The organism is Streptococcus toyakuensis, from assembly GCF_024346585.1.
GTDB lineage: Bacteria > Bacillota > Bacilli > Lactobacillales > Streptococcaceae > Streptococcus > Streptococcus toyakuensis.
Genome location: NZ_AP024523.1, coordinates 159188 through 184000, shown reverse-complemented (window position 1 = coordinate 184000; position 24813 = coordinate 159188). Strand labels below are relative to the sequence as shown.

Below are 24813 nucleotides of genomic sequence, written 5' to 3'. Positions count from 1 at the left end.
CAAAAATTTTGAAAAAATAAAAGAAAGAACGACTAGATGTTCCAGTCGTTACAGTTCATTCAATAAATACTCAAATAATTCTAAATTGCCATCTTCTTCATTAACCAGAAACTCTGGATGCCACTGCAAACCAATAATGCGGTGCTCATCGATAGACTCAATCGCTTCGATGGTCTGGTCTCTTGGGTCAATAGCAGTTACACGGAAATTAGGTGCCAAATCTTTAATACTCTGACGATGAACGGAATTAACTTGACTTTCTTTTCCAAATAACTTAGCCACCACACTTCCTTCTACTGTCTCAATAGAATGAGATGTCCCGAAAGGTAGTCCTTGCCAGTGGCCTTCGATTTCTTGATTGAGAGTTCCCCCAAAGGCAACATTGACAAGTTGGACACCGCGACAGATTGCCATGATTGGTTTATTCTGACGAAGCGCTTCTTTCAAGAGCGCCAATTCAAATTCGTCACGCACTAGGTTGTAATCATCACTCTCGATGGTCTTTTTCTCTCCATAAAACTGAGGATGGACATTTTGACCGCCTGTCAAGATAAGTTTGTCAATCATTTCTACATAATCGCGAACAACTGACTCATCACCAACAGGAATGACTAAAGGGAGACCACCGACTTGACGAATGCTCTCTGCGAATCTACAAGATACAGATGAATGAATGTTTTTGCCCTCTGCGTCTACGGGACATAGATTTGCAGCAACTCCTACAACCGTTCTAGCCATGATGCCTCTCCTTTCGAATGTTAACGATAGTCTTATCATATCACTCAAAATGACTTTCGTCTAATATGTCTTTTTTTAAGGCTGTGATAAATATTTTTTATGGACAAGAAAAAGCTGCCCAAGGGGACAACTTTTTTCTTATTCAAAAACAAATTGATTGTGATAGAGTTCTGAATAGAAGCCACCCAGTTTCAAGAGTTCATGGTGGCTACCGCGTTCAATGACTTCTCCATCTTTAAGGACAATAATCTGGTCTGCATTGAGGATAGTCTTCAAACGATGGGCAATGACGAAACTAGTTCTGCCTGCTACAACCGCCTCCATGGCATGCTGAATCTTGCTTTCTGTCACAGTATCTACGTTCGAAGTGGCTTCATCGAGAATGAGAACCTCTGGATCTGTCATCAGGGTTCGAGCGATAGAAATCAATTGCTTTTGTCCTGTCGAGAAGATGCTCTGGTCATCATCTATAAGAGTATCGTACTTATCAGGCAAGCTTTCGATGTAGTCGTGAATATGGGTTGCCTTGGCTGCTGCCTCAACCATTTCTTGACTAGCATCTGGCACACCAAAACGGATATTGTCTCGAATCGTTCCGCTAAACAAGACCGAATCTTGCAAGACAATTCCCACCTTGCTTCTGAGACTATCTAAATCATAGTCACGGATGTCTTTACCGTCAAAATAAATCCCACCAGCATTAACATCATAAAAGCGATTGATGAGGTTCATAATAGTCGTTTTCCCTGACCCAGTCGGACCAACAACCGCTGTCATCTGGCCTTTAGGAGCAGAAATGCTGACATCTTTCAAAATGGGTTTATCAGGCAAGTATGAAAAATCAATATGACTGATTTCAACACCTTCTTGCAACTTAGTAAAGGTCGGAGCCTTTTCAGGTCGAATTTCTTCCTCTGCATCAAACATTTCCTGAATCCGTTCAGCCCCAGTAAAGGCCAACTGAAGGCTTCCCCAACTAGCTGCAACTTGGATAATAGGCTGGTAGTACTGCTGTGAAAATTGGGCAAACATAACGATCAAACCTAAGGCTGTACTTGTTTCAATAGTCTTATCGTTTAATAGAATAGCTGAACCAGCAAAGATGACGACGGCTGTATTAACCAGACTCATGCCATTCATGACAGGGAAAAGAATTCCTGAGAACATTCTTCCTTTAAAGGTTGCCTTGCGCACGCGCTCATTTTGCTCAAGAAATCCTGCCATCATATCCTCTTGAATTCCTTGCACAATGACAGCTTTTTGACCTGAGATACTCTCATCCATATAGGCGTTGAGCTTCCCTACCTCTTTCTGCTGGAGGTTGGTGTACTTGCGTGCCATTTTTACGATGAAAATCAGCATGAGGAAGGCCACTGGTGTGCTGGCAATGGTGATGAGAGCCAGCGTTACATTTCTCGAAAACATGACAAGAATCAGACCAATGTATAGAACGATGTTGCTCATGACCTGAATCAAGCTTTCGTTAAAAGCTTGGAGGATATTATCCAAATCACTGGTAAAACGAGACAGGATATCGCCATCTTGACGGCGGTCAAAGAAAGAAACCGTCAAGCGAGCAAGCTTACCAAAGAGACCTTTGCGCATCTCGTTGGTCGACTCTGCAATCACGCGTGTCATGAGACACATGTATATCACACTAGAGATAGATAGAACCAAAACCAGCAGACCAAGATTGACCATGATTCCTGATAGACTTTGCCAAACAAGTTCTGGATTGCCATTTTGATAAGCTTGAACTAAATTAGCTAACTCTGTTACCGCTTGTCCAGAAAATACCGGAAAGAGAGCTTGGGCAAGAGTCGCCAGAACAATCATCAGGATAACAACTACAAATGATAGCTTATAGACTTTAAAATAATTCCAAAAAAATTGAACTGTCTTCATTTTACTCCTCCTTTCCTTTCTGTGTTTCGTAGATTTCACGGTAAACGGAATTGTTGGCAACCAAGTCTGCATGCGTACCTTGACCAATCAATCGTCCTTGATCCAGAACCAAGATTTTATCTGCATGAACAACCGAGCTAATCTTTTGAGCGATGATAATGGTTGTCGTTCCTTTCAAGTCCTTATTCAAGGCTTCCTGAACCAGGCGCTCTGACTTGGCATCCAAGGCTGAGGTCGAATCGTCAAAAATCAGAATACGTGGATTGCTGACAATTCCACGGGCAATCGACATCCTTTGTTTTTGCCCACCTGAAAAGTTGGTTCCCCTTTCTTCAACTGGACTTTCAAAGGTTTTCTCCATACGATGAATGAATTCACTGGCTTGAGCAATATTGGCTGCGCGCTCCATTTCAAATAAAGTAGCATCTCCCTTACCCTGTCTCAAGTTATCTGCAATCGTTCCACTAAAGAGAATGGCACGTTGGAGAACGATAGAAACTGTTTTACGCAGGGTTCCTTCACTCACTTCTCGAATATCCTTGCCTCCAATTTTGATAGCACCCTCCTGTGGGTCAAAGAGACGTGGAATCAATTGAGCCAAGGTTGATTTTCCTGCACCAGTCGCTCCAACGACACCAACCATTTGTCCAGGTTCGACAGTAAAGCTCACATCTTTCAACATCGGTTCCTTATCCATTGGATAGGTAAAGGTCACATTTTCAAAGCTAAGACTTCCGACCAAGTCTTCATCTGGGACATCCTTGAAGGTCATGGCTGGCTCTGCGTCAAGAATTTCTCGAATACGACGCATAGAAATCATAGCACGACTGACAGAATTTCCCAAAAATCCAACCATAATAATAGTAAAGATAATCTGGCTTAGGTAATTAACAAAGGAAGCAATGGAGCCAACAACCGATGGATCCGATTGAACCATCCCTGCAACTAGCCAAATAGAGAGGAAAACCGCCCCATAACCGACCAACATCATGACAGGTTCCACTACTGAAAAGGCATATCCGATGTAAAGGTTTTGACCGAGAAGCTCGTCTGAAACCTCCGTAAACTTAGCAAACTGCTCTTTTTCTTGGACAAAGGACTTGACCACACGAACACCGCGTAGATTTTCCTTGGCAATGGCATTGATGCGCTCAAGAAGTGTTTGAAACTTGGCAAAACGAGGCCCCATCATTCCCATCATGACAGCTGTCAAGCCAAAAATCAAGATTACCATTAGAACAATCACCCACCACAGAGAAGGTAAGGTTTGAACAGCCAAGATAAAGGAACCGATGAACAAGAGGGGGAGCCTGAACAGAATTTGAAAGGTCATCATGACGACGTTCTGAATCTGGTTGATATCATTTGTCATGCGAACGACTAGATTTCCCGCATTAAATTGTTCAATATTGGCATAAGAAAAGGTTTGGATTTTACGGAAGGCATCCTCTCGAAGGTCAGATGAAACTCCTTGGGCAATATAGGCTGCGAGGACAACGTTGAGCCCACCAGCAACCAGACCGACCAAAGCCACACTAATCAACCAAGCCCCGATACTATAAATGGCTTCATATTTCCCAGCAAGGAGGGCGTCTAAGACTTCCTGCAGATAACGCGGTTGCAAAAGTGAACTAGCAACCATCAAGCCTGTCATCAGAAGCGAAGCCAAGGCCTGCCACTTGTAGGTTTTTATTTTCTGAATTAGCATACTTTCTCCTTAAAAAATAGACAAAAGGGAGCGACAATGTGTCAGCTCCTTTTCATTCTGTTTGTGTGATGCTATTCTAGCAAAAAAGTGGGGACTTGTCAAAGAAGTATCCTTGATACAGCTAGAATGACAAGTAATTCATTCTTTATAATTTTTGTTTTAACTCGACCAAGACATTCATAGCCTGCATAGGTGTCATATTGTAAATATCTAGTTTAGCTAATTCTGCTAGGATAGGATGCTCTTCTGCCGTATCAAAGAGAGAAATTTGTTCTGTGACAGTACTTGTTTGCCTCACGGGAGCAGGACTTTCTGTCCCTTGATTCTCTAACTGAGTCAAAATCTTGTCCGCCCTTGCTAAAAGGTCTGCTGGCAAGCCAGCAATCTTGGCAACATGGATACCGTAGGATTTATCAGCTGGTCCTGGTTCAATTTTATGAAGGAAGGTGACCTGCCCATCCTGCTCCAAGGTTGCCACGTGAACATTGACTAAATGTTTCAAGCTGGACTCCAGACTAGTCAACTCATGGTAGTGGGTCGCAAAGAGGGTCTTGGCTCCGATATGCTCGTGAATGTATTCGATGATAGACTGAGCAAGAGCCATCCCGTCATAAGTTGCAGTTCCCCGTCCCAATTCATCAAAGAGAATGAGAGAGTCCTTGGTCGCATGCGAAATGGCATTGTTAGCCTCCATCATCTCTACCATGAAGGTTGATTGACCTGAAACCAAGTCATCTGCTGCTCCGATACGGGTAAAAATCGCATCAAAAATCGGTAAATGGGCGCTTTCTGCTGGCACATAAGACCCCATCTGGGCCATAACCGACGTCATGGCTAACTGACGCATATAGGTTGACTTTCCGCTCATGTTGGGCCCTGTAATCAGTTGAATACTGGTATTATCTTCTGCCATCTGAATCGTATTTGGAATATAGGTCTGAGCCCCCATAACCTTTTCAACGACAGCATGGCGCCCTTTCTGGATATCAATTCGCGAATCCTCTCCGAACTCTGGCCGAATCAAATGCTGGGTTTCAGCCACAACCGCCAGACTCTGTAAGACATCAACTGTCGCAATTCCTTGAGCTAGAGCCTGCAAACGCTGGATATACTTACTGACTTCCTCACGGATGCGCATAAAAATTTCATACTCTAGGTTTGCTGACTTTTCACGCGCCTCCAGCATATCTCCTTCGATACGGGCTAATTCTTCGGTTCCAAAACGTTCTGAGTTTTTCAGCGTCGCCTTGCGGAAAAAGTGAGCAGGCACATTTCCCAGTTGAGAATTGGTCACATGGAAATAGTAGCCATCCTTCTTATTGTAGTCAATCTTGAGCGTGCTGATACCAGAATTTTCTCGCTCCTTAGCCTCAATCTCAGCAATCCAGCTAGTCCCTTCTCTGAGAACGCGACGGTACTTGTCTAAAGTCTCATCAAATCCAGTCCGAATGATTCCTCCATCTGTAATCACATGAGGAGCTTCAGGAGCAATCGCTGCGCTAATCAAACTCTCCAACTCAGGGATTCCATCCAATTGTGCGATGAGATAAGCTAGAGCAGGTTGCTCCATCCCTTCTAAAATCGCACGAATCCGTGGCACACTGGATAAGGTGGTCGCCAACTGCAAGAGATCCTTGGGATTGGTTTTACCAAAAGAAACACGACTAGCCAAGCGTTCGATATCATAGACACCCTTGAGACTGTCTGTCAAATCACTACGCTCAAAGAAATGGTCGAGGAAGACCTGCACCACTTCTTGACGTTGGACGATTCGTTCCTTATCAATCAAGGGACGATGGATCCAAGACCGCAAGAGACGCATTCCCATAGCCGTCTTGGTTTCATCCAAAAGCCAGAAAAGACTACCTTGCTTCTTTCCTGAACGAGCATTCTCAACCAAATCCAGACTAGCCTTGGTCGCATAATCCATCTGCAAGAAATCCTTGATTTCATAGCGTATAACAGGCTTGAGGTGGTTCAATTCCCTCATCTGAGTTCGATGAACATACTGGAGCAATTTACTAGATGCCGCTTGCTCCACAGATGCCAATCGTGAATCCAGTAAATGAAGGTCTTCAAAGCCTTCTTTTTCATATGAAAGCACCAGATTCATCTGACGACTGAGGATTTGTTCTTCTTCCTCAGACAAGTCATAACCCAGCACCACTTCTCGCGCCTTGAGATTACGGATTTCCCCACAAACCAGCGTGAAATCCAAAAGACCTGTCACATAAAAGTCACCCGTCACCAGGTCCATATAAGCTAAGCCAAATTGATTGCCATCTCGATCTATAGCAACCAAGAAGTTGTTCTGACTGTCTGGCTTACTGCTATCGACCACTGTCCCTGGCGTAATGACCTGAACAACCTCTCGTTTCACAACCCCAACTGCTTGTTTAGGATCTTCCATCTGCTCTGCGATAGCTACCTTATAGCCCTGCTCAATCAAGACATCTATATACTGCTGGGCAGAATGATAGGGGACACCCGCCATAGGAATCGGATTGTCGGCATTCTTGTTGCGACTCGTTAAGGAAATTTCCAGAATCTGCGCAGCATTGACCGCATCCTCATAAAATAATTCATAAAAATCACCCATCCGAAAGAGCAAAAACGCATCTGGATATTGCTTTTTAATATCCACATACTGTTGCATGCCGGGTGATAGCTTCTCTGTCGCCATTTTCCGTCTCTCCTTGTCAAAAATAAGTCTTGAGAGCGACTCTCAAGACCTTACTTATCTTTCATCAAATCTAGCAAACGATCTTCCATGAGTTTGGCAACGTGCTGGTCTCGACAAATAACCAATAAGGTATTGGCACCAGCAACTGTTCCTAAAATCCATTCATCCTTGTTTGCATCTACAATATTTGCCAAAACAGAGGCTTCTCCCAATTTGGTATGAAGTACCAAGGTAAACTCTGCTCTTGCAACACCTTCTAAATGATGAGACAAAAATTCAACCAAATCAATCTTTTCTGTCTCATTTGCTAGTACATAATACACCATATCATTTTTCTTGACCTTGGTCAAGCCGATTTCGCGCAAATCACGAGACAGGGTTGTCTGCGTCACAAAAACATTGTGCGCCTCCAACCGATCTTGAATTTCTTTTTGTGTACTTAATTTCTCCTCAGTAATCATTTTTTTTATTAACTGATGACGATCTCTTTTTCTCATAAAATCCTCTTATATGCATATTTATAACTAATTTTATAACTATATTATACCAAAAAAATAGGAGATTTCAAAAATTTTTTCTTCTTTCTTTAAAATTGTGATAAAATAGTAGAAAAGTCCAAAAAGGAGCTCTTAATGAATACAAAAGAATTGATTGCTAGCGAATTGGCTAGCGTCATTGATAGCCTGGACCAAGAGGCTATTTTCAATTTACTGGAAACCCCTAAAAACTCAGAAATGGGAGACATCGCTTTCCCTGCTTTTTCTCTTGCAAAAGTCGAACGTAAAGCACCTCAAATGATTGCTGCTGAACTGGCTGAAAAAATTAACAGCCAAACCTTTGAAAAGGTTGTCGCAACAGGACCTTACGTCAACTTTTTCCTTGATAAATCTGCCATTTCTGCTCAAGTATTGCAAGCTGTTATCACTGAAAAAGAACACTATGCTGACCAAACTATTGGCAAACAAGAAAATGTTGTTATCGACATGTCTAGTCCCAATATCGCTAAACCATTTTCTATTGGTCACCTACGCTCAACTGTTATCGGAGATAGCTTATCACATATTTTCCAAAAAATCGGTTATCAAACGGTCAAGGTCAACCATTTGGGAGACTGGGGTAAACAGTTTGGGATGTTGATTGTTGCCTACAAAAAATGGGGCGACGAAGAAGCTGTAAAAGCTCATCCAATCGATGAACTTCTTAAACTCTATGTCCGCATCAACGCTGAGGCTGAAAATGACCCTAGCTTGGATGAAGAAGCACGCGAATGGTTCCGTAAACTTGAAAATGGAGACGAGGAAGCTCTTGCACTTTGGCAATGGTTCCGTGATGAAAGTTTGGTGGAATTTAACCGCCTTTACAATGAATTGCAAGTCGAATTTGACAGCTACAACGGAGAAGCCTTCTACAACGATAAGATGGATGCAGTTGTAGATATTCTTTCTGAAAAAGGCCTTCTTGTTGAATCAGAAGGTGCCCAAGTTGTGAATCTTGAGAAATACGGAATTGAACATCCTGCACTCATCAAGAAATCTGATGGAGCAACTCTCTATATTACACGTGACTTGGCTGCAGCCCTTTACCGTAAAAACGAATACCAATTTGCTAAATCTATCTACGTTGTTGGTCAAGAACAATCTGCCCACTTTAAACAACTCAAAGCTGTCTTGAAAGAAATGGGCTACGGCTGGAGTGAAGACATTACTCATGTTCCTTTTGGTTTGGTTACAAAAGAAGGGAAAAAACTCTCTACTCGTAAAGGGAATGTCATCTTGCTAGAGCCTACTGTTGCAGAGGCTGTTAGCCGTGCCAAGGCCCAAATCGAGGCTAAAAATCCTGAACTAGAAAACAAAGACCAGGTAGCACATGCTGTTGGGGTTGGAGCCATTAAATTCTATGACCTCAAAACCGACCGTACAAATGGATACGACTTCGACTTAGAGGCTATGGTATCCTTTGAGGGGGAAACTGGTCCTTATGTACAATATGCCTATGCTCGTATCCAATCGATCTTACGTAAAGCAGACTTCAAACCAGAAACAGTGGCTAATTACAGCTTAAATGATGCTGAAAGCTGGGAAATCATTAAACTCATCCAAGACTTCCCACGTATTATCAACCGTGCGGCGGATAACTTTGAACCTTCTATCATTGCTAAATTTGCAATTAGCCTGGCTCAAGCCTTTAACAAATACTATGCACATACACGTATCTTGGATGATAGCCCAGAACGCGACAGCCGTCTAGCTCTCAGCTACGCAACCGCAGTCGTTCTCAAAGAAGCCCTTCGCTTGCTTGGAGTAGAAGCGCCAGAGAAGATGTAAATCACCAAAGTTACTTGATTGCAAAGCAATCTAAGTAACTAACGCCAAATCCTATCAGGAATTTGGCTAGGTGCTTCACTAGTAAAGAAACATAAATATTATCGATTTATGTTTCTTTACGTCGTAACCAGAGACACTTGCCTAAACGCTTCACTAATTCAATCTACTTACTACTACTTCTTTATCATACAAGGAGATATCCTATGAGCCAATATGCTTATGTCCTCGTTGTGATTAGCTTGGCGTTCCTTTTTCTGCTCAATAAGTACGAGAAGGAGAGACTGCAAAGGCTCTACCAAGAACAACTTTTGAAGGATGAAACATTTAGGACTGACATCAAAGAGAAAATTCACACGACTGAAAATATCAATGATGTCATTGCTTACATCAATAAAACTTATCATCTGGGAATGTTACTGTCAAAAGACATTACAGATCAATTGAAATAAACCTAGCTATTCTTTAAGAAATATCAAAACCGAGCCTGAGAGTTTATTACTTAGGCTCGGTTTTTGTATATTTTTCAAGCAACAAAGCCATCACTCCCCAGCAATGCAAGTGCAAAATCCCCTAGAATGTGATAAAATAAAAAGAGAACTCTATCAAGGAGGAAAACATGGAAAAACAAACCATCGCCGTCTTGGGGCCTGGTTCTTGGGGAACTGCCCTTTCACAAGTCTTAAATGACAATGGACACGAGGTACGTATTTGGGGAAATCTGCCCGAGCAAATCAATGAAATTAATACCTATCATACTAACAAGCACTACTTTAAAGATGTCGTTCTAGACGAAAATATCATTGCCTACACTGACTTAGCAGAGGCATTAAAAGATGTAGATGCGATTTTGTTTGTTGTCCCAACAAAAGTGACACGACTTGTTGCCCAACAAGTTGCAAAAACCTTGGACCATAAGGCTATCATCATGCACGCATCAAAGGGATTAGAGCCTGATAGCCATAAACGATTATCAACCATCCTTGAAGAAGAAATTCCTGAACATCTCCGCAGTGATATTGTCGTTGTTTCAGGACCTAGTCATGCGGAAGAAACCATTGTACGTGACCTGACTTTAATCACTGCTGCTTCTAAAGACTTACAAATAGCTCAATACGTTCAAGAACTCTTTAGTAATCACTACTTCCGACTTTATACCAATACGGATGTTATTGGAGTCGAAACTGCTGGTGCTCTTAAAAATATTATTGCTGTCGGTGCTGGAGCTTTACATGGTTTGGGATTTGGTGACAATGCTAAGGCAGCCATCATCGCTCGAGGCTTGGCAGAAATTACCCGCTTAGGGGTAGCACTCGGTGCCAGTCCATTGACCTATAGCGGCTTATCTGGTGTGGGAGATTTGATTGTAACGGGAACCTCCATCCACTCTCGTAACTGGAGAGCCGGAGATGCTCTTGGTCGTGGAGAATCTCTAGCTGATATCGAAGCCAATATGGGCATGGTAATCGAAGGAATCTCAACGACTCGAGCAGCCTATGAACTAGCGCAAGAACTTGGAGTCTATATGCCCATTACACAAGCCATTTACCAAGTTATTTACCACGGAACCAATATCAAAGATGCCATTTATGACATCATGAACAATGAATTTAAAGCAGAAAATGAGTGGTCTTAACCCTCTAGAGAAAGGATTCTTATGACATCAAAAGTTAGAAAGGCAGTCATCCCTGCTGCTGGACTCGGGACTCGATTTTTACCAGCAACCAAGGCACTTGCTAAAGAAATGTTGCCAATTGTAGATAAACCAACTATCCAGTTTATCGTGGAAGAGGCTCTCAAATCAGGTATTGAAGATATTCTGGTTGTCACTGGTAAATCAAAACGTTCTATTGAAGACCACTTTGACTCAAACTTTGAGCTTGAGTACAATCTCAAAGAAAAAGGCAAAACAGATCTATTGAAATTGGTAGATGAAGCAACTGGTATGCGCCTTCATTTCATCCGCCAAACTCACCCTCGTGGTCTTGGAGACGCTGTCTTACAAGCAAAAGCTTTTGTAGGGAATGAACCCTTCGTTGTTATGCTGGGTGATGATCTTATGGACATCACAAACACGGACGCCGTTCCTTTGACAAAACAACTGATGAATGATTACGAAAAGACACACGCATCAACCATTGCTGTCATGCCCGTACCACACGAAGACGTTTCATCATATGGAGTCATCGCTCCTCAAGGAGAAGGGATCAATGGACTCTATAGCGTTGAAACTTTCGTAGAAAAACCAGCTCCAGAAGATGCTCCAAGTGATTTAGCTATTATCGGTCGCTATCTTCTGACACCGGAAATTTTTGATATTCTCGAAAAGCAAGCTCCTGGTGCTGGAAATGAAATCCAGCTTACCGATGCGATCGATACGCTCAATAAAACACAGCGTGTTTTTGCCCGTGAATTTACAGGAGCTCGTTACGACGTTGGGGATAAGTTTGGCTTTATGAAAACGTCTATTGACTACGCCCTCAAGCACCCACAAGTCAAAGATGACTTGAAAGATTACATCATCCAACTGGGAAAAGAATTGGCTGAGGGAGAATAATCCATCTTGCATATGTAAAAAAGCATCTCTAAAATTTGTTCTCTAGAGATGCTTTTACTTTAAAATTGCATGCGATTTAAAATTGCTGAGGTATCTCTGTCAATCTCCCATCGCAATCTTGGTAATTTGTCACTGACTACAGAATTTCAAACACAAATCTGATTGACGTTTTGATGATCCGAGCCGTTTCTCTAGCATCTAACTGATCTGTAAACAGCAAGTGATTTTTTTTGATATTTTTAGCTAGGAACTCATTTCTTGACTGGATTGATAAATCGCCTGTTCTCTCAATTTCTTTCCTTAAGGAATCTCGTTTTTTCAAGGTTTCTTCTTCAGCCAGCAGGACACAGTATTTTAAACTGATTTGTTTTTCTTTTAAGAAGGTTGCAATTTTCTTTAGTTGCTCTTCAAAAATGACATATTCTATCACAACGGTAATGCCTCGGTCGATGAAATTATTGATCAGACTGATGATATTATCCCAAAATAAATCCATGTAATAACCATCATCTTCCCAAGGAGCCACGAGTCCTCCTTTAATCATTAAATAAATCATGTCGCCTTCAATTACTGCACTTTTCTTAAAAGAATAGGCCAACTCCTTACTGACTGTGCTTTTCCCAACACCAGGAGGGCCTGAAATGATGTAAACACAATTTTCCATTCGACTACCTCGCCCATTCTTTTATTATTGACTATTATAGCATTTTTTAGTCTATTAAAGATCAGACAAATTCATCAAATCATAAGATACAAGAAACTAGCTCCTTCCAATTTTGCAACAAAAAAGTCATCTTTGTAGATGACTTATTGGCAACTGAATCCATGCGCATTTAACTATTCATTCCCTACACATAGCTCATTCCCTTGTAGAGAAGCAAGACTGCGAGTCCTACGAACAAGACTACCGCTCCTAACCTCTGGCTGGTACTATACATCCGTCTTTCTCCTCGAACTGGAAAGATAATTGCTAGAAATGCTCCACCAACTGCTCCTCCGATATGGCCTGCTAGGCTGATTCCTGGAATCAGAACACTTCCAATAATGTTAACCACAAAAAGTGTCAGATAAGATTGCCCTAACTGTTGGATATAAGGATTACGCGTTGCATAGCGAAGAATGATAATCGCAGCAAATAGCCCATAAAGAGAGGTAGAGGCTCCTGCTGCTAAGGATTTGGGACTAAATACAAAAACAAAGAGATTGCCCATCATTCCTGATAAAAGATAGAGAAAGAAAAACTTCTTGGATCCGAAAATTTCCTCTACTTGCCTACCAAGATAATAGAGCGAAAGCATATTGACAATGAAATGTTCCCACCCAATATGAACAAAAATGGCAGAAAAGAGACGCCAAATCTGCTCAGGAAAGAGGCGAATAGCCGGCCCATACATGGCTCCAAATCGAAATAAGGTATCCGCCCTGTCAAAATTTCCACCTGTAGTCACCAACATTAGTAGAAATACCAAGGCCGTCACTAAGAGAAAGAAACTCGTCACAGGGTAACGTCTATCAAAGATTTCCTTCATCAATCAGTACCTCCTGAACAGGAATATCATGGTTTTCAGGGATAAAGTCCTGAATTTGACAAGGATAGATCGTACTCAAAGTATGACCAGAAAAATGTTCCAGATAGCGGTCATAATAGCCTCCACCGTATCCAATCCGATATCCTTTCGTCGTAAAAGCCAGACCAGGAACATGAATCAAATCAATCTGAGAGGCATCCACCACTTCCAAATTTCCCTGTGGCTCCAGTAATCCAAAAGAAGTTTTTACCAACTGTTGCGAATCATAGACCACAAAGTCCATGCCCCCCTTGGGATAAGTTTTGGGTATCAAAACCTTCTTGCCGTCCTTCAGCGCCTGCTCAATCAGTTTCTGTGTTTGAAATTCATGAGGAAAAGAGAGATAAGTTGCGATGGTCTTGGTTTCTTGGTAAAAAGGGTGTTGTAAGAAACGCTCAGTTAAATCTCGATCCATAGCCTGTTTTTGTTCCTGAGATAAAGTCTCCATTTCTTGCAAAATTTTCTTGCGTAGTTCTGCTTTCATAGCCAGCACCTCTACTCTGCTGCCTTCTTTTTCAGAAAACTAGATACTGCTTCCACCCCAACGGCTAAGGCTTCTTCCTTGGGACTCATCTGTGGGTGGTGAAGAGCGTAGGGACTATCAATACCTAGCCAGAACATAACACCATCTACCTTCGACAGGAGGTAACCAAAGTCCTCACCAGTCATAGCAGGTTCGATATCAATCAACTCGATTTCGTCTTTCTCTTCAAAAAAGTCCATCAGTTCACGCGCCAAGGCTGGATTGTTCTCAACAGGTAGGTAGCCTCCTTGCTTGAGTTCTACTTCGACTTCCATATCAAAGGCAGCTGCAACTCCTTCTGCAACTGTTTTGACCCGCCTTTGCACCAAGAGACTCATGTCCTGTGTCAATGCCCGAATAGTTCCATGTAAAAAAGCTGTGTCTGTGATGACATTGTTGGTTGTTCCGGCTTGGAAAAGACCAAAGGTCACCACTGCTCCCTCGATTGGGTTGACATTGCGGCTGACAACTGACTGCACCTGGGTCACAAAGTAACTAGCCGCTACCAAAGCGTCATTGGCTTCATGTGGAAAGGCTGCATGTCCTCCTTTTCCTTTGAAACGAATCTTCACCTCGCAGGTCCCTGCAAAGAGAGTATGGGTATTGGTCGCGATCTGGCCGACTTTCAAATCTGGCCGGACATGGAGACCATAAAATTGGTCTGGCAACCAGTCTCCAAAAGCGCCGTCCTCATACATGAGCATGCCACCAGCTTCATTTTCTTCAGCAGGCTGAAATAGAAAGAGCAGATTGTTCTTTGGTTGCTCCTCCAGTGCACGCTCAAGACAACCCAAGGCAATGGTCATATGAAAATCATGTCCACAAGCGTGCATACGATCTTGGTGCTGAGAGGCGAAAGGAAGGCCTGTTTGTTCAACGATAGGCAGACCGTCGATATCTGTTCTCCAACCAATGGTACGCTCTGGCTGACTTCCCTGCAAATAAACCAAAATCCCTGTCCGCCAAGTACGAACTTGAACAAAATCCTTGCCCGCAGTCAATTTCTCAATCATATCCAGCAAATAATCATGAGTCTTGAACTCCTCCAAGCCAATCTCTGGAATCTGGTGCAAATCTCGTCTTGTCTGAATCAAATCTAACATCTATCTATCCTCCGATATAGCAGAAAGAGGCTGGAAGAAGGGTTCCGCCTCTTTATTACTTTTACAATTATAAGGTACGAAGCGCATCCTCTAGCGCTGTTTTTTGTTGGGTTTGGGCATCAATCTCTTTGATGATACGAGCTGGAACACCTGCTACCACCACGTTTTCTGGGACATCCTGGGTAACAATAGCTCCTGCTGCGACAACTGAACCACTACCGATTTGGACCCCTTCGATAACCACTGCGTTGGCACCGATGAGAACATTGTCTCCAACACGGACTGGTTCTGCGCTAGCTGGCTCAATCACACCTGCAAGAACGGCACCTGCACCAACGTGACTGTTTTTCCCAACGATAGCACGGCCACCAAGGATAGCCCCCATGTCAATCATGGTTCCTGCACCGATTTCAGCACCGATATTGATAACAGCTCCCATCATGATAACAGCATTGTCACCAATTTCAACCTGATCACGGATAATAGCACCTGGCTCGATACGAGCATTGATAGCACGTTTGTCTAGCAAGGGAACTGCAGAATTACGAGCATCTTGCTCAACAACATAGTCTTGATTTTCTACCAAACCATCGAGAAGCGGAGCCACATCTTTCCAGTCTCCAAATAGTACATTCCCTAGTTTGACAACAGAGCTTGGTACAGCAGTTGCAAGTTGTCCTTCAAAGGTTACTTTAACACTGGTTCTCTTTTCGGCATTGGCGATAAATTGGATAATTTCTTGAGCGTTCATTTTTGTAGCAGTCATAAGCGCCTCCTAGTTCATTTTAATGATACCTATTCTACCAAAAAAGGCCTCAAATTTGAAGCCTTTTTGTTTGTTTTTAGGTATGATTTTTAGGGATGTGAGATAAAACGTGCTGTCGGTAAAAGCAAGCCCCTACCGATACAACCTAAAAACACTCTTCACAACTATCTCCCCGTGTTTTATTGACTATTCTAGTATAGCACACTTTTAGAATTAAGAAAAGACTTTTTATTTACTTTCTTTCGCTTCTTCTATCGATAGGAAAATCATGGGCAAAATAATCAAGGCCATAGCTAGAAGAAGGGACCAATCCACTACCAAGCCTAAAAATAAAACACTCAAAAGGGCAGAAGAGAGAGGTTCACTGGCACTGATAACAGAAACCACTAAAGGAGAAACCAAGGACACTGCCTTCATGGAAATGAAAAAGGCAAAAGCCGTCCCGAAAAAAGCGATAATGAGGCAAATCAAGATACTCCAAATATCCAGAGTAAAGGAAAGCTGGTAAACCGGCGAGAGGACATTGCTAAATAAACCTGCCAAAATCATCCCCCACCCAACCGTGGGTACAAAACCATAGCGCTTCGCAAAAGGTTGGGGTAAGATAACATTAAACATAACCCCCATGGCACTCAGCAAACCCGTCACAAGTGCTAGTGGTGTCATGGATAATTGAGAGAGATCCCCCTTTGTCGCCATCAGGCAAACACCCAACATGGCAACCCAAACATAAAAAATAGCGCTTTTTGACGCTCGTTTTTGATAAACCAAGCGATTGTAAAAGAGGATAAAGACAGGACTGATAAACTGTAAAATAGTTGCTGTCGCAGCATTTGAGTATTCTACACAGAGATAGAAAAAATACTGAACTGAAAAAATCCCCAAAATAGCATAGGCTAGAAAGGGCAGGTAATTTTTCTTGTCTCGCCAGATATCTAACACTTGCGATTTTAATTGCATTGCAGACCAAATGAGCACAAGACTCCCTGCCAATGTCAAACGCATAGAGGTAATCCAGCCAGAGGACACTTGATAATGAGTAAAGAAATATTCTCCTAAAATTCCACAGATTCCCCAGATTAAGCCGGATAGGAGCGAATAAATAGTTCCTTTAACAATCTTTTTCTGATACTGATTCATACCTTTATTGTAACACGAAAGGAAAAAAGAAAAAAGTGGCAATCCATTGATTAGCCACTTCATCTAGAAAAGTTTAAAGAACTTATCGTCTCGTCGTTGAAGAAGAAGGTCTAGTAGCGCTTGAATTGCTACTGTTGTTAGAACTACTACTTGAACTGTTATTCGAACTAGTACTTGAGCTAGAAGGAGTTGGTAATGTACTAACGATACTTGACCAAGCGTTTTGATAATCTGCTTCACTTCCTCCAATAGCAAAGTGATAGCTTGTTGTAGGAGCTCCCGCTTTATTAGCCCAATAGCTCGTTACAGTAGAACCTGAAAGATCAACTGTTTTTCCATTAACGGACACTTTGCCTGGCTTCTGTCCTGTAGATCTGAGAACTTGAGATTGGGTCACACTAGAATCAAGATTAAAGCGTTCATTGCCCCAAACACCAGGCTCGGCCTGTTGGATAGCATTGACCAAGTAAGCCATATATTTGGCATTTCGATAATGCCCAGCCCCCTTAGCCATTGGACGGTTGTCGTCATGACCTAGCCAACCACCTAGAGTCAATCTTGGTGTTGACAGCATGAGCCACATGTTTTCATCTTCATTGGTTGTACCAGTCTTACCAATCCAGTCTGCACGAGCTAAGCTTGAATTGATAGAAGCTAAATCCGTTTGGAAACTTGAAGTGATTCGAGAGGAAATCACCTCACGAAGCAAACTCTGCATAATTGTTGCCGTTGCCTTCGAGTACACTTGAACTGGTTTGTCTTGGAATTCATAGATTACTGTACCGTCAGGTGATTCAATCTTAGAAATCACATGTTTCTGATGGTAAACACCGTTATTAGCAATTGTTTGATAACCATTGGTATGCTGGGCAACTGTGACTTCAATACCACCGCCCATAGGCAGACTTTCGATACCGTACTCCGGAATCTCGTAACCCATTTTCTCCATGTAGCCCTTGACATCCACACCCTTCTCACGAAGCATACGATAGGTCCAATAGGCTGGGATATTCCATGAATAGTTCAAGGCTTCACCCAAAGTCATCATGCCTGTACCTGGACTATTTACATACATGATAGGATTGCCATTAGAGAATTTTGTCGGATAATTGGACAAGATACTAGCGCTACCCATCAAGCCTTGGTCAATGGCAATACCGTAGGCCAATAAAGGCTTGGTTGTAGAGGCTGGCGAGCGCTTAGTGTCAAAGGCGTGATTGTTTTGGTTTATTTGGTAATTACGACCACCAACAAAGCCTAGAACAGCCCCCGTTTTATTGTCCATCAAAACATTCCCTACTTCAGGCTGGCCAGTCGAATCATCTACCAAACGACCGTAGTTAGCAACTGCATTTTGCATGGCAGTATGGATTTTTTTATTGATTGTTGTCGTGATTTTATAGCCACCGTTACTTAGTTCCTGCTCAGCTCGCTCATGATAGGCCTTTTGAACTGCTTCCTTTTTCAACTCCTGACTAGAGACATTGTCCTGTTGAACTAAATAATCATACATACGGTCTGTCGCTTCAGCCATAGCCGTAAAGTAAAGGTAATCCCTCGAAACAGCATTGATAGTTCCTGATGGCAAGAAATCTTGTTTGAGATTATAATCCTTGTACTGGTCGTATTCTTCTTGAGTCAGAGCACCCGTACGGTACATGTTGTAGAGAACATCCTTGGCCCGTTTCAAACCAAGTTCTAAGTCTTCATCACTCTTTAACTCTCCAGTATTTTCATAAGGAGAATAAGTAATCGGACTCTGTGGCAAACCTGCTAGGAAAGCGGCTTGAGGAATACTCAACTTGTTGGCATCGATACCGAAAATCCCTTCAGCAGCTTGCTGGGCACCTGCAATATTCTGCCCTTTATGATTTCGACCAAAGGGAGCGACATTGAGATAAGTAGTCAAGATTTCATCCTTGCTCATGCTGCGTTCCAAGGCAAGGGCATCGACAATTTCTGTAGCCTTACGAGCCAAAGTCGGAGCATCTCCGACCACTTGTTGCTTGATTAACTGTTGGGTCAAGGTCGAGCCCCCGCTAGATGAACCCAAACCTGCAAAAGTTCCCAAAGTCGCCCGAATCACAGCTTTGGGCACAACCCCTTTATGTTCAAGAAAATGTTCGTCCTCAGTAGCAACGATAGCCTTTTTGAGATTGTCTGATATTTCCTCAGATGAAACAGAAGTTCGCAGTAGGTCACTCTCGATAGAAGCAATGACACTCCCATCTGCATAAACAATTTCTGAGATGGAAGAAATATTTTTAACCTGCTTGACCAAGTCCTCCGATTGGGGAACCTTAGCCTTGTCAAACAAAGCAACTCCATAACCAAGAGCTACACCAGCACCAAAAAGCCCACCGATAAAGCCTAGAATAAAGAGAGTATTCAAAATTCCCTTGATAGCAACTAAAATGCTACCTAGAATAGACAGAATTCTCCCACCTGTCCCATCCGACTGCTTCTCTTCTGAGACTTTCTCTGATTTTTTATGATTTATTTTTGATTTTAATCGCTGGAAAAATTCCAGCATTTTTCGTTTTAATTCATTTAATTGATTTTGCATGGATTTCCTCACTCTATCTATTATACCATAAAAGGTAAACTTTCAATAAAATAGCCACTTTCTTCCCTATTCTACTAGGCTATTGCCCAAGTTTGTGATACAATAGGTAGAAACAATATTTTATAAAGGAGAAAAGACACATGCACATTTTTGATGAGCTAAAAGAGCGTGGTTTGATTTTTCAAACGACTGATGAAGAAGCTTTGCGTAAAGCCCTAGAAGAAGGTCAAGTTTCTTATTATACTGGCTACGATCCAACTGCTGACAGCCTTCACCTAGGCCACCTTGTCGCAATCTTGACAAGTCGTCGCTTGCAACTAGCAGGTCACAAACCTTATGCGCTCGTTGGCGGTGCTACAGGTCTCATCGGAGATCCGTCCTTCAAAGATGCTGAACGTAGTCTCCAAACAAAAGACACAGTAGATGGCTGGGTCAAGTCTATCCAAGGACAACTTTCTCGTTTTCTTGACTTTGAAAATGGTGAAAACAAGGCTGTCATGGTCAACAACTACGACTGGTTTGGCAGCATCAGCTTCATTGACTTCCTCCGTGATATCGGAAAATACTTCACTGTCAACTACATGATGAGTAAAGAGTCTGTTAAAAAACGGATCGAAACAGGAATTTCTTACACTGAGTTTGCCTACCAAATCATGCAAGGTTACGACTTCTTCGTCCTTAACCAAGACCATAATGTGACGCTACAAATCGGTGGTTCTGACCAGTGGGGAAATATGACAGCTGGTACCGAATTACTTCGTCGTAAGGCTGACAAAACTGGACACGTTATCACAGTTCCGCTTATCACAGATGCAACTGGTAAGAAATTTGGTAAATCAGAAGGAAACGCCGTCTGGCTTAATCCTGAAAAGACTTCTCCATACGAAATGTACCAATTTTGGATGAACGTTATGGACGCAGACGCTGTTCGCTTCTTGAAGATCTTTACTTTCTTGTCACTTGATGAGATTGAAGACATCCGTAAACAATTTGAAGCAGCTCCACACGAACGCTTAGCTCAAAAAGTCTTGGCTCGTGAAGTCGTTACACTCGTTCACGGCGAAGAAGCTTACAAAGAAGCCCTCAACATCACTGAGCAACTCTTTGCAGGAAACATCAAGAATCTTTCTGTTAAAGAGCTCAAACAAGGACTTCGTGGTGTACCAAACTACCAAGTACAAGCAGATGAAAACCACAATATCGTGGAACTGCTCGTTTCATCTGGTGTGGTTAACTCAAAACGCCAAGCCCGTGAAGATGTCCAAAACGGAGCTATCTACGTAAACGGCGACCGTATCCAAGACCTTGACTATATCTTGAGTGATGCAGATAAGTTAGAAAACGAACTGACTGTTATCCGTCGCGGTAAGAAAAAATACTTTGTATTGACTTACTAAACTGTTCAACATTTACCTATAAAAAAGGAGTTAACCTCGAGAAAGGTAACTCCTTTTTGGTGTTGATAACCACATCTATCTAGCCTTAATAGACAGGCTACGCAGGACTATGCGCAAGGTTGTTAGATTATGTAAGATAGAGAGATTTGAAGGACTGAGCCAATTAAACAAGCCAAAGCCAATCAAACTACTATTTACGACAACGGTATCTTGAATATTCTTCTTGATGAGTGTTTGCAAAGATGATGATAGCCAATCCAACTCTTGGAAGAAATCCAAGCGATTATCTAACAATAAGATATCGCTCATCTGCTTAGAAATGTCTGCACTCTCATTCATCACCACACCGATATCTGATAGGGTTAGAGCCGCTGAGTCATTCAACCCATCCCCAACCATCAAAATAGTGTGACCTGCTTTCTGCAGTTCCTCTACTAACTCAAATTTTCCATCAGGTTTCAAGTCTGTATAGACCTGATCAAAGGGCAAATCTTTGACTAATTCCTCTGTTCTAACCAAGGTGTCCCCTGTTGCCAGAATCAATTTTTTCCCTTGTGCCTTAAGTTTCTCCAAGGCTGCTTTTGCTTCTTTTCTCAAAGGAGTATGAATACAGAACATTCCAATCAATTCATTCTGATAAGCCAAGAATAAGAGATTATAGTGACTCTTGTACTCTTCAATTAAAGCATTTTGTTCTGAACTGATATGAATTTGCTCATCCTGCATCAAGACATAATTTCCAATAAGAACTGGTTGCCCATCTATATGAGATTTAATCCCCTTACTTGCGATATATTGGAGTTTCCCATGCATTTCCTCATGTTCAATTCCCTCTATCTCAGCTTGCTTGACGATGGCATTAGCAATAGGATGATAAATGTGTTCCTCAAGACAGGCACTGATTCTGATAATATCTTCCTCACTATAGTCCCCAAAAGGTAACACCTTTTCAACTATCGGATAGCTAGTTGTGATTGTTCCCGTCTTATCAAACAAGAAAGTATCAACTTCCAGGTATTTCTCCAGAACATCTCCATCCTTAATCACCATTTCACGATTCAACCCCTCCTTGATAGCTGTCAAATAAGCTACAGGAGTAGAGATTTTCAAAGCGCAGGAGAAATCGACCAATAGGAAAGAAATAGCCTTAGAAAAAGAACCTGTCAATAGGTAAGTCAGACCAGCCCCCAAGAAATTATATTTGACGACCTTATCCGCCATCTTGATGAAATAGCGTTGTTTCGTTTTCTTGTTTTCTTCAGATTTCTTCATCAACTCAATCAGTTGTAAAATCCGGCTGTTCATCTGATTATCGGTTACACGAATGCGTAACTCTCCAGTTTCTAATACTGTATTTGCACAAACCAAATCAGACTCTCTTTTTTCAACTGGAAAACTCTCTCCCGTCAAGGAACTTTCGTTGACCATACCTAAACCTGAAACTACTTGTCCATCAAACAGAATTTCATTTCCTTGAGATAGGACCAAAACATCTCCTATTTGAACATCGGAACTCTTGATACTAACAACCGTATCGCCCTGTACTAGGAATACATCGCTCTCTTTTGCAAGAAGGCTTTGTTCTAAATCTGTTGCAGTTTTTTTCAAGGACCACTGATCTAAATGATTCCCCAATTCAAGCATAAACATGATATTGCTAGCCGTCTTGGATTGGTTCATAAACAAGGACAATAAAATCGCCGAACAGTCCAAGACCTCCATCGTTAGTTCCTTACGCGCTAGTGTTTGATAGGCTTCTCTAATATAACCCAAAGCCTGATAACAAGTCCATATATAGCGAATAGGATACGGCACAAAACTACGAAAAAGCACACGCTTAATCGCTGCACCTGAAACAATAGAATAAGCACTCTCTTCTCTACGAATGGGAAGAGTCATCAACTCAGAAACTTTCCCTTTATTAATTCTTTTTAAAAAGGCTTCTGCATTACCTAATACAGAGAAGCCTTCTTTTATACGTAGAGTAAAGTGCTGTTGATCCATGTAGAACTGGATAGACTCGATCCCCTTTTCATCTCTCGCCAAGGAACGAAGATAGTCTTGAATATCCAAGGTGAGCGAGAAAGGTGATGATAGTCGGATATGTTGATATCCTCTATGTAGCACTTTAAAAGACATGTTATTCCCCTATAAGGCTATCTAATTGCTCTGCTTTTTTCTCTTGCTCATACAAATATTTGGCATCTTGCAAGACATCATCTCCATGTTGCTTCACAACAGAAACAGATGCATCTAGCCCGTCTTTCAACTTGTAAGCCTTAGCCAAAGCTTTAGAATAACCTTTTTTAGCTTCCTTACTTGCTAAGATTTTCAAACCAAGGGTACCAAATGCGACACCACCCAAAAAGAGTGATGATTTTTTCGCAACTTTTGCGACGGTTAGTACTTCTTTTAACATACTTATTTCCTCCTTATCATTATTATATAGCAATTTAGATATAAAAGCAATGTCATTTCATAAATTGGAGAATTAGTTTTATTTCTACTGAATCTCCCATCTACTTATTCCTAAAGTTGCTTTCATTTGCCTCTTTTGATACACTTAAACTATGAATACAAATCTCAAACCCAAACTTCAACGTTTTGCTTCTGCTACTGCCTTTGCCTGTCCTATCTGTCAAGACAATCTGACTCTGGTAGAGAACAGTCTCAAATGTAGCAATCGCCATTCTTTTGACTTGGCGAAATTCGGCTATGTCAATCTAGCCCCTCAAATCAAGCAATCTGCTAACTACGACAAGGAAAATTTTCAAAATCGTCAACAAATCCTAGAAGCCGGCTTTTATCAGGCTATTTTAGAGGCTGTATCTGACTTGCTAGCCAGTTCAGAAACTAGCACCACAGTCTTAGATATCGGTTGTGGCGAAGGATTCTATTCTCGCAAACTCCAAGAAAGTCATCCTGACAAAACCTTCTATGCCTTTGACATCTCCAAAGATTCCGTCCAAATCGCTGCTAAGAGCGAACCCGATTGGGCAGTCAATTGGTTTGTTGGCGACCTGGCTCGCCTCCCTATAAAAGACGCTAGCATGGATATCCTGCTTGATATCTTTTCCCCTGCCAACTATGGAGAATTTCGTCGCGTTTTATCCAAAGACGGTATCTTGATAAAGGTTATTCCAACTAAAAATCACCTCAAGGAAATCCGTCAGAAGGTACAAGACCAGCTGACAAACAAGGACTATTCCAACCAAGATATCAAAAATCATTTCCAAGAACACTTTACCATCCTATCAAGTAAAACTGCCTCTCTGACTAAGACTATCACAGCAGATCAGCTCCAAGCCCTACTCAGTATGACTCCTCTCCTCTTTCACGTTGACCAGACTAAGATTGACTGGAGCCAACTGAAAGAGATTACTATTGAGGCTGAGATTCTTGTTGGGAAAGTACTATAATTGACACAAAAAACCGCATTTCAAGAAGATCTGCGGTTTTAAATTTCAATTTTTAAACTATCGATCCCAAAAGTCTAAAACATTTAAAGCTTTTAGCTTCTCCATTTATTTTCGATTCGAAATAAAAAACTTATCAATAAATAGCAAGTGAAATAAGGCAAGTGTAATTCCCGATAAGCACCCATGATAAGAGATTTCTTGATGGGTAAGGGGGTAAAGATTACTATTACCCGCCAATAGGCATGTTAAAATAACAAATAGAATCCAAAATAAATCAGTCCATTTATATTTTGAAAAATATTTTTTCCACATAAAAACACCTTCTTTCCTACAATTATATTATAATACTTTGTGTAAGCGAATACAAGAAATATGAGGTAATTTTTAAGTAGATTTCGAAGCTGAAAGACAGTAAAACC

The 24813-nt window shown here is 41.8% G+C and carries 21 protein-coding genes; 6 read left to right on the top strand and 15 right to left on the bottom strand.

Going from position 1 to position 24813, the window contains the following annotated elements; genetic code table 11:
• Positions 1-48: 48 nt before the first annotated feature.
• From STYK_RS00870 to argR, 5 genes are all read right to left on the bottom strand, one after another.
• Positions 49-738: a gamma-glutamyl-gamma-aminobutyrate hydrolase family protein gene (locus STYK_RS00870; protein WP_000124770.1), complete on the bottom strand. Its 690-nt coding sequence runs from the start codon at positions 736-738 to the stop codon at positions 49-51.
• Between the two features lie 138 nt (positions 739-876).
• Positions 877-2643 carry a multidrug efflux ABC transporter subunit PatB gene (gene patB, locus STYK_RS00865; RefSeq protein ID WP_004258659.1) on the bottom strand — a complete coding sequence of 589 codons (1767 nt, stop codon included), beginning with the start codon at positions 2641-2643 and terminating at the stop codon, positions 877-879.
• A 1-nt stretch (position 2644) separates the two neighbouring features.
• Positions 2645-4351 carry a multidrug efflux ABC transporter subunit PatA gene (gene patA / locus STYK_RS00860; protein WP_020903405.1) on the bottom strand — a complete coding sequence of 569 codons (1707 nt, stop codon included), beginning with the start codon at positions 4349-4351 and terminating at the stop codon, positions 2645-2647.
• Positions 4352-4496: 145 nt separating this feature from the next.
• The gene (mutS, locus tag STYK_RS00855) at positions 4497-7034 is read right to left on the bottom strand and encodes a DNA mismatch repair protein MutS (protein WP_084925350.1); all 2538 of its coding nucleotides are present in this window, start codon (positions 7032-7034) and stop codon (positions 4497-4499) included.
• A 50-nt stretch (positions 7035-7084) separates the two neighbouring features.
• Positions 7085-7531 carry an arginine repressor gene (gene argR / locus STYK_RS00850; protein ID WP_001231476.1) on the bottom strand — a complete coding sequence of 149 codons (447 nt, stop codon included), beginning with the start codon at positions 7529-7531 and terminating at the stop codon, positions 7085-7087.
• 135 nt (positions 7532-7666) lie between these two features.
• On the opposite strand from argR, the gene argS reads away from it, so the two are divergent.
• The 4 genes from argS to galU all read left to right on the top strand — a co-directional run bounded on the left by argS (position 7667) and on the right by galU (position 11912).
• The gene (argS, locus tag STYK_RS00845) at positions 7667-9358 is read left to right on the top strand and encodes an arginine--tRNA ligase (RefSeq protein ID WP_070526292.1); all 1692 of its coding nucleotides are present in this window, start codon (positions 7667-7669) and stop codon (positions 9356-9358) included.
• Between the two features lie 203 nt (positions 9359-9561).
• The gene (locus STYK_RS00840; RefSeq protein WP_261805071.1) at positions 9562-9807 is read left to right on the top strand and encodes a MarR family transcriptional regulator; all 246 of its coding nucleotides are present in this window, start codon (positions 9562-9564) and stop codon (positions 9805-9807) included.
• Positions 9808-9974: 167 nt separating this feature from the next.
• Positions 9975-10991, top strand: coding sequence for an NAD(P)H-dependent glycerol-3-phosphate dehydrogenase (locus STYK_RS00835; RefSeq protein WP_214614879.1), 1017 nt, complete (start codon positions 9975-9977; stop codon positions 10989-10991).
• A gap of 21 nt (positions 10992-11012) precedes the next feature.
• On the top strand, positions 11013-11912 hold the full coding sequence (gene galU / locus STYK_RS00830; protein WP_261096833.1) for a UTP--glucose-1-phosphate uridylyltransferase GalU: 900 nt from the start codon (positions 11013-11015) through the stop codon (positions 11910-11912).
• A gap of 136 nt (positions 11913-12048) precedes the next feature.
• Here the strand turns inward: galU and STYK_RS00825 are convergent, their stop codons facing one another.
• The 7 genes from STYK_RS00825 to pbp1b form a co-directional block, all read right to left on the bottom strand.
• On the bottom strand, positions 12049-12576 hold the full coding sequence (locus tag STYK_RS00825) for an AAA family ATPase (protein ID WP_000426562.1): 528 nt from the start codon (positions 12574-12576) through the stop codon (positions 12049-12051).
• Between the two features lie 184 nt (positions 12577-12760).
• The gene (locus tag STYK_RS00820) at positions 12761-13441 is read right to left on the bottom strand and encodes a rhomboid family intramembrane serine protease (protein ID WP_150922923.1); all 681 of its coding nucleotides are present in this window, start codon (positions 13439-13441) and stop codon (positions 12761-12763) included.
• The gene (locus STYK_RS00815) at positions 13425-13964 is read right to left on the bottom strand and encodes a 5-formyltetrahydrofolate cyclo-ligase (protein ID WP_150922924.1); all 540 of its coding nucleotides are present in this window, start codon (positions 13962-13964) and stop codon (positions 13425-13427) included. The genes STYK_RS00820 and STYK_RS00815 overlap by 17 nt, the downstream gene beginning before the upstream one ends.
• 11 nt (positions 13965-13975) lie before the next feature.
• Entirely contained in the window at positions 13976-15106 is a 1131-nt protein-coding gene (locus tag STYK_RS00810) for an N-acetyldiaminopimelate deacetylase (protein ID WP_261805070.1), read from the bottom strand.
• A 67-nt stretch (positions 15107-15173) separates the two neighbouring features.
• Positions 15174-15872 carry a 2,3,4,5-tetrahydropyridine-2,6-dicarboxylate N-acetyltransferase gene (gene dapD / locus STYK_RS00805; protein WP_049493502.1) on the bottom strand — a complete coding sequence of 233 codons (699 nt, stop codon included), beginning with the start codon at positions 15870-15872 and terminating at the stop codon, positions 15174-15176.
• A gap of 228 nt (positions 15873-16100) precedes the next feature.
• A complete protein-coding gene (locus STYK_RS00800; protein WP_261805069.1) occupies positions 16101-17012 on the bottom strand; it encodes a DMT family transporter in 912 nt (303 codons plus the stop codon).
• Between the two features lie 82 nt (positions 17013-17094).
• Positions 17095-19578, bottom strand: a complete 2484-nt coding sequence (pbp1b, locus tag STYK_RS00795) for a penicillin-binding protein PBP1B (RefSeq protein WP_261805068.1) — start codon at positions 19576-19578, stop codon at positions 17095-17097.
• 140 nt (positions 19579-19718) lie between these two features.
• On the opposite strand from pbp1b, the gene tyrS reads away from it, so the two are divergent.
• Complete coding sequence (tyrS, locus tag STYK_RS00790; RefSeq protein ID WP_261029228.1) at positions 19719-20975, top strand: tyrosine--tRNA ligase; 1257 nt, start codon at positions 19719-19721, stop codon at positions 20973-20975.
• Positions 20976-21050: 75 nt separating this feature from the next.
• Here tyrS and STYK_RS00785 read toward each other — a convergent pair whose 3' ends face one another.
• The gene (locus STYK_RS00785) at positions 21051-23114 is read right to left on the bottom strand and encodes a heavy metal translocating P-type ATPase (protein WP_261805067.1); all 2064 of its coding nucleotides are present in this window, start codon (positions 23112-23114) and stop codon (positions 21051-21053) included.
• Between the two features lies 1 nt (position 23115).
• The gene (locus tag STYK_RS00780; RefSeq protein ID WP_261805066.1) at positions 23116-23394 is read right to left on the bottom strand and encodes a DUF6110 family protein; all 279 of its coding nucleotides are present in this window, start codon (positions 23392-23394) and stop codon (positions 23116-23118) included.
• A gap of 151 nt (positions 23395-23545) precedes the next feature.
• On the opposite strand from STYK_RS00780, the gene STYK_RS00775 reads away from it, so the two are divergent.
• A complete protein-coding gene (locus STYK_RS00775) occupies positions 23546-24394 on the top strand; it encodes a putative RNA methyltransferase (RefSeq protein ID WP_261805065.1) in 849 nt (282 codons plus the stop codon).
• A gap of 105 nt (positions 24395-24499) precedes the next feature.
• On the opposite strand, the gene STYK_RS00770 is transcribed toward STYK_RS00775, so the two are convergent.
• A complete protein-coding gene (locus STYK_RS00770; protein WP_000265676.1) occupies positions 24500-24706 on the bottom strand; it encodes a hypothetical protein in 207 nt (68 codons plus the stop codon).
• Positions 24707-24813: the final 107 nt, after the last annotated feature.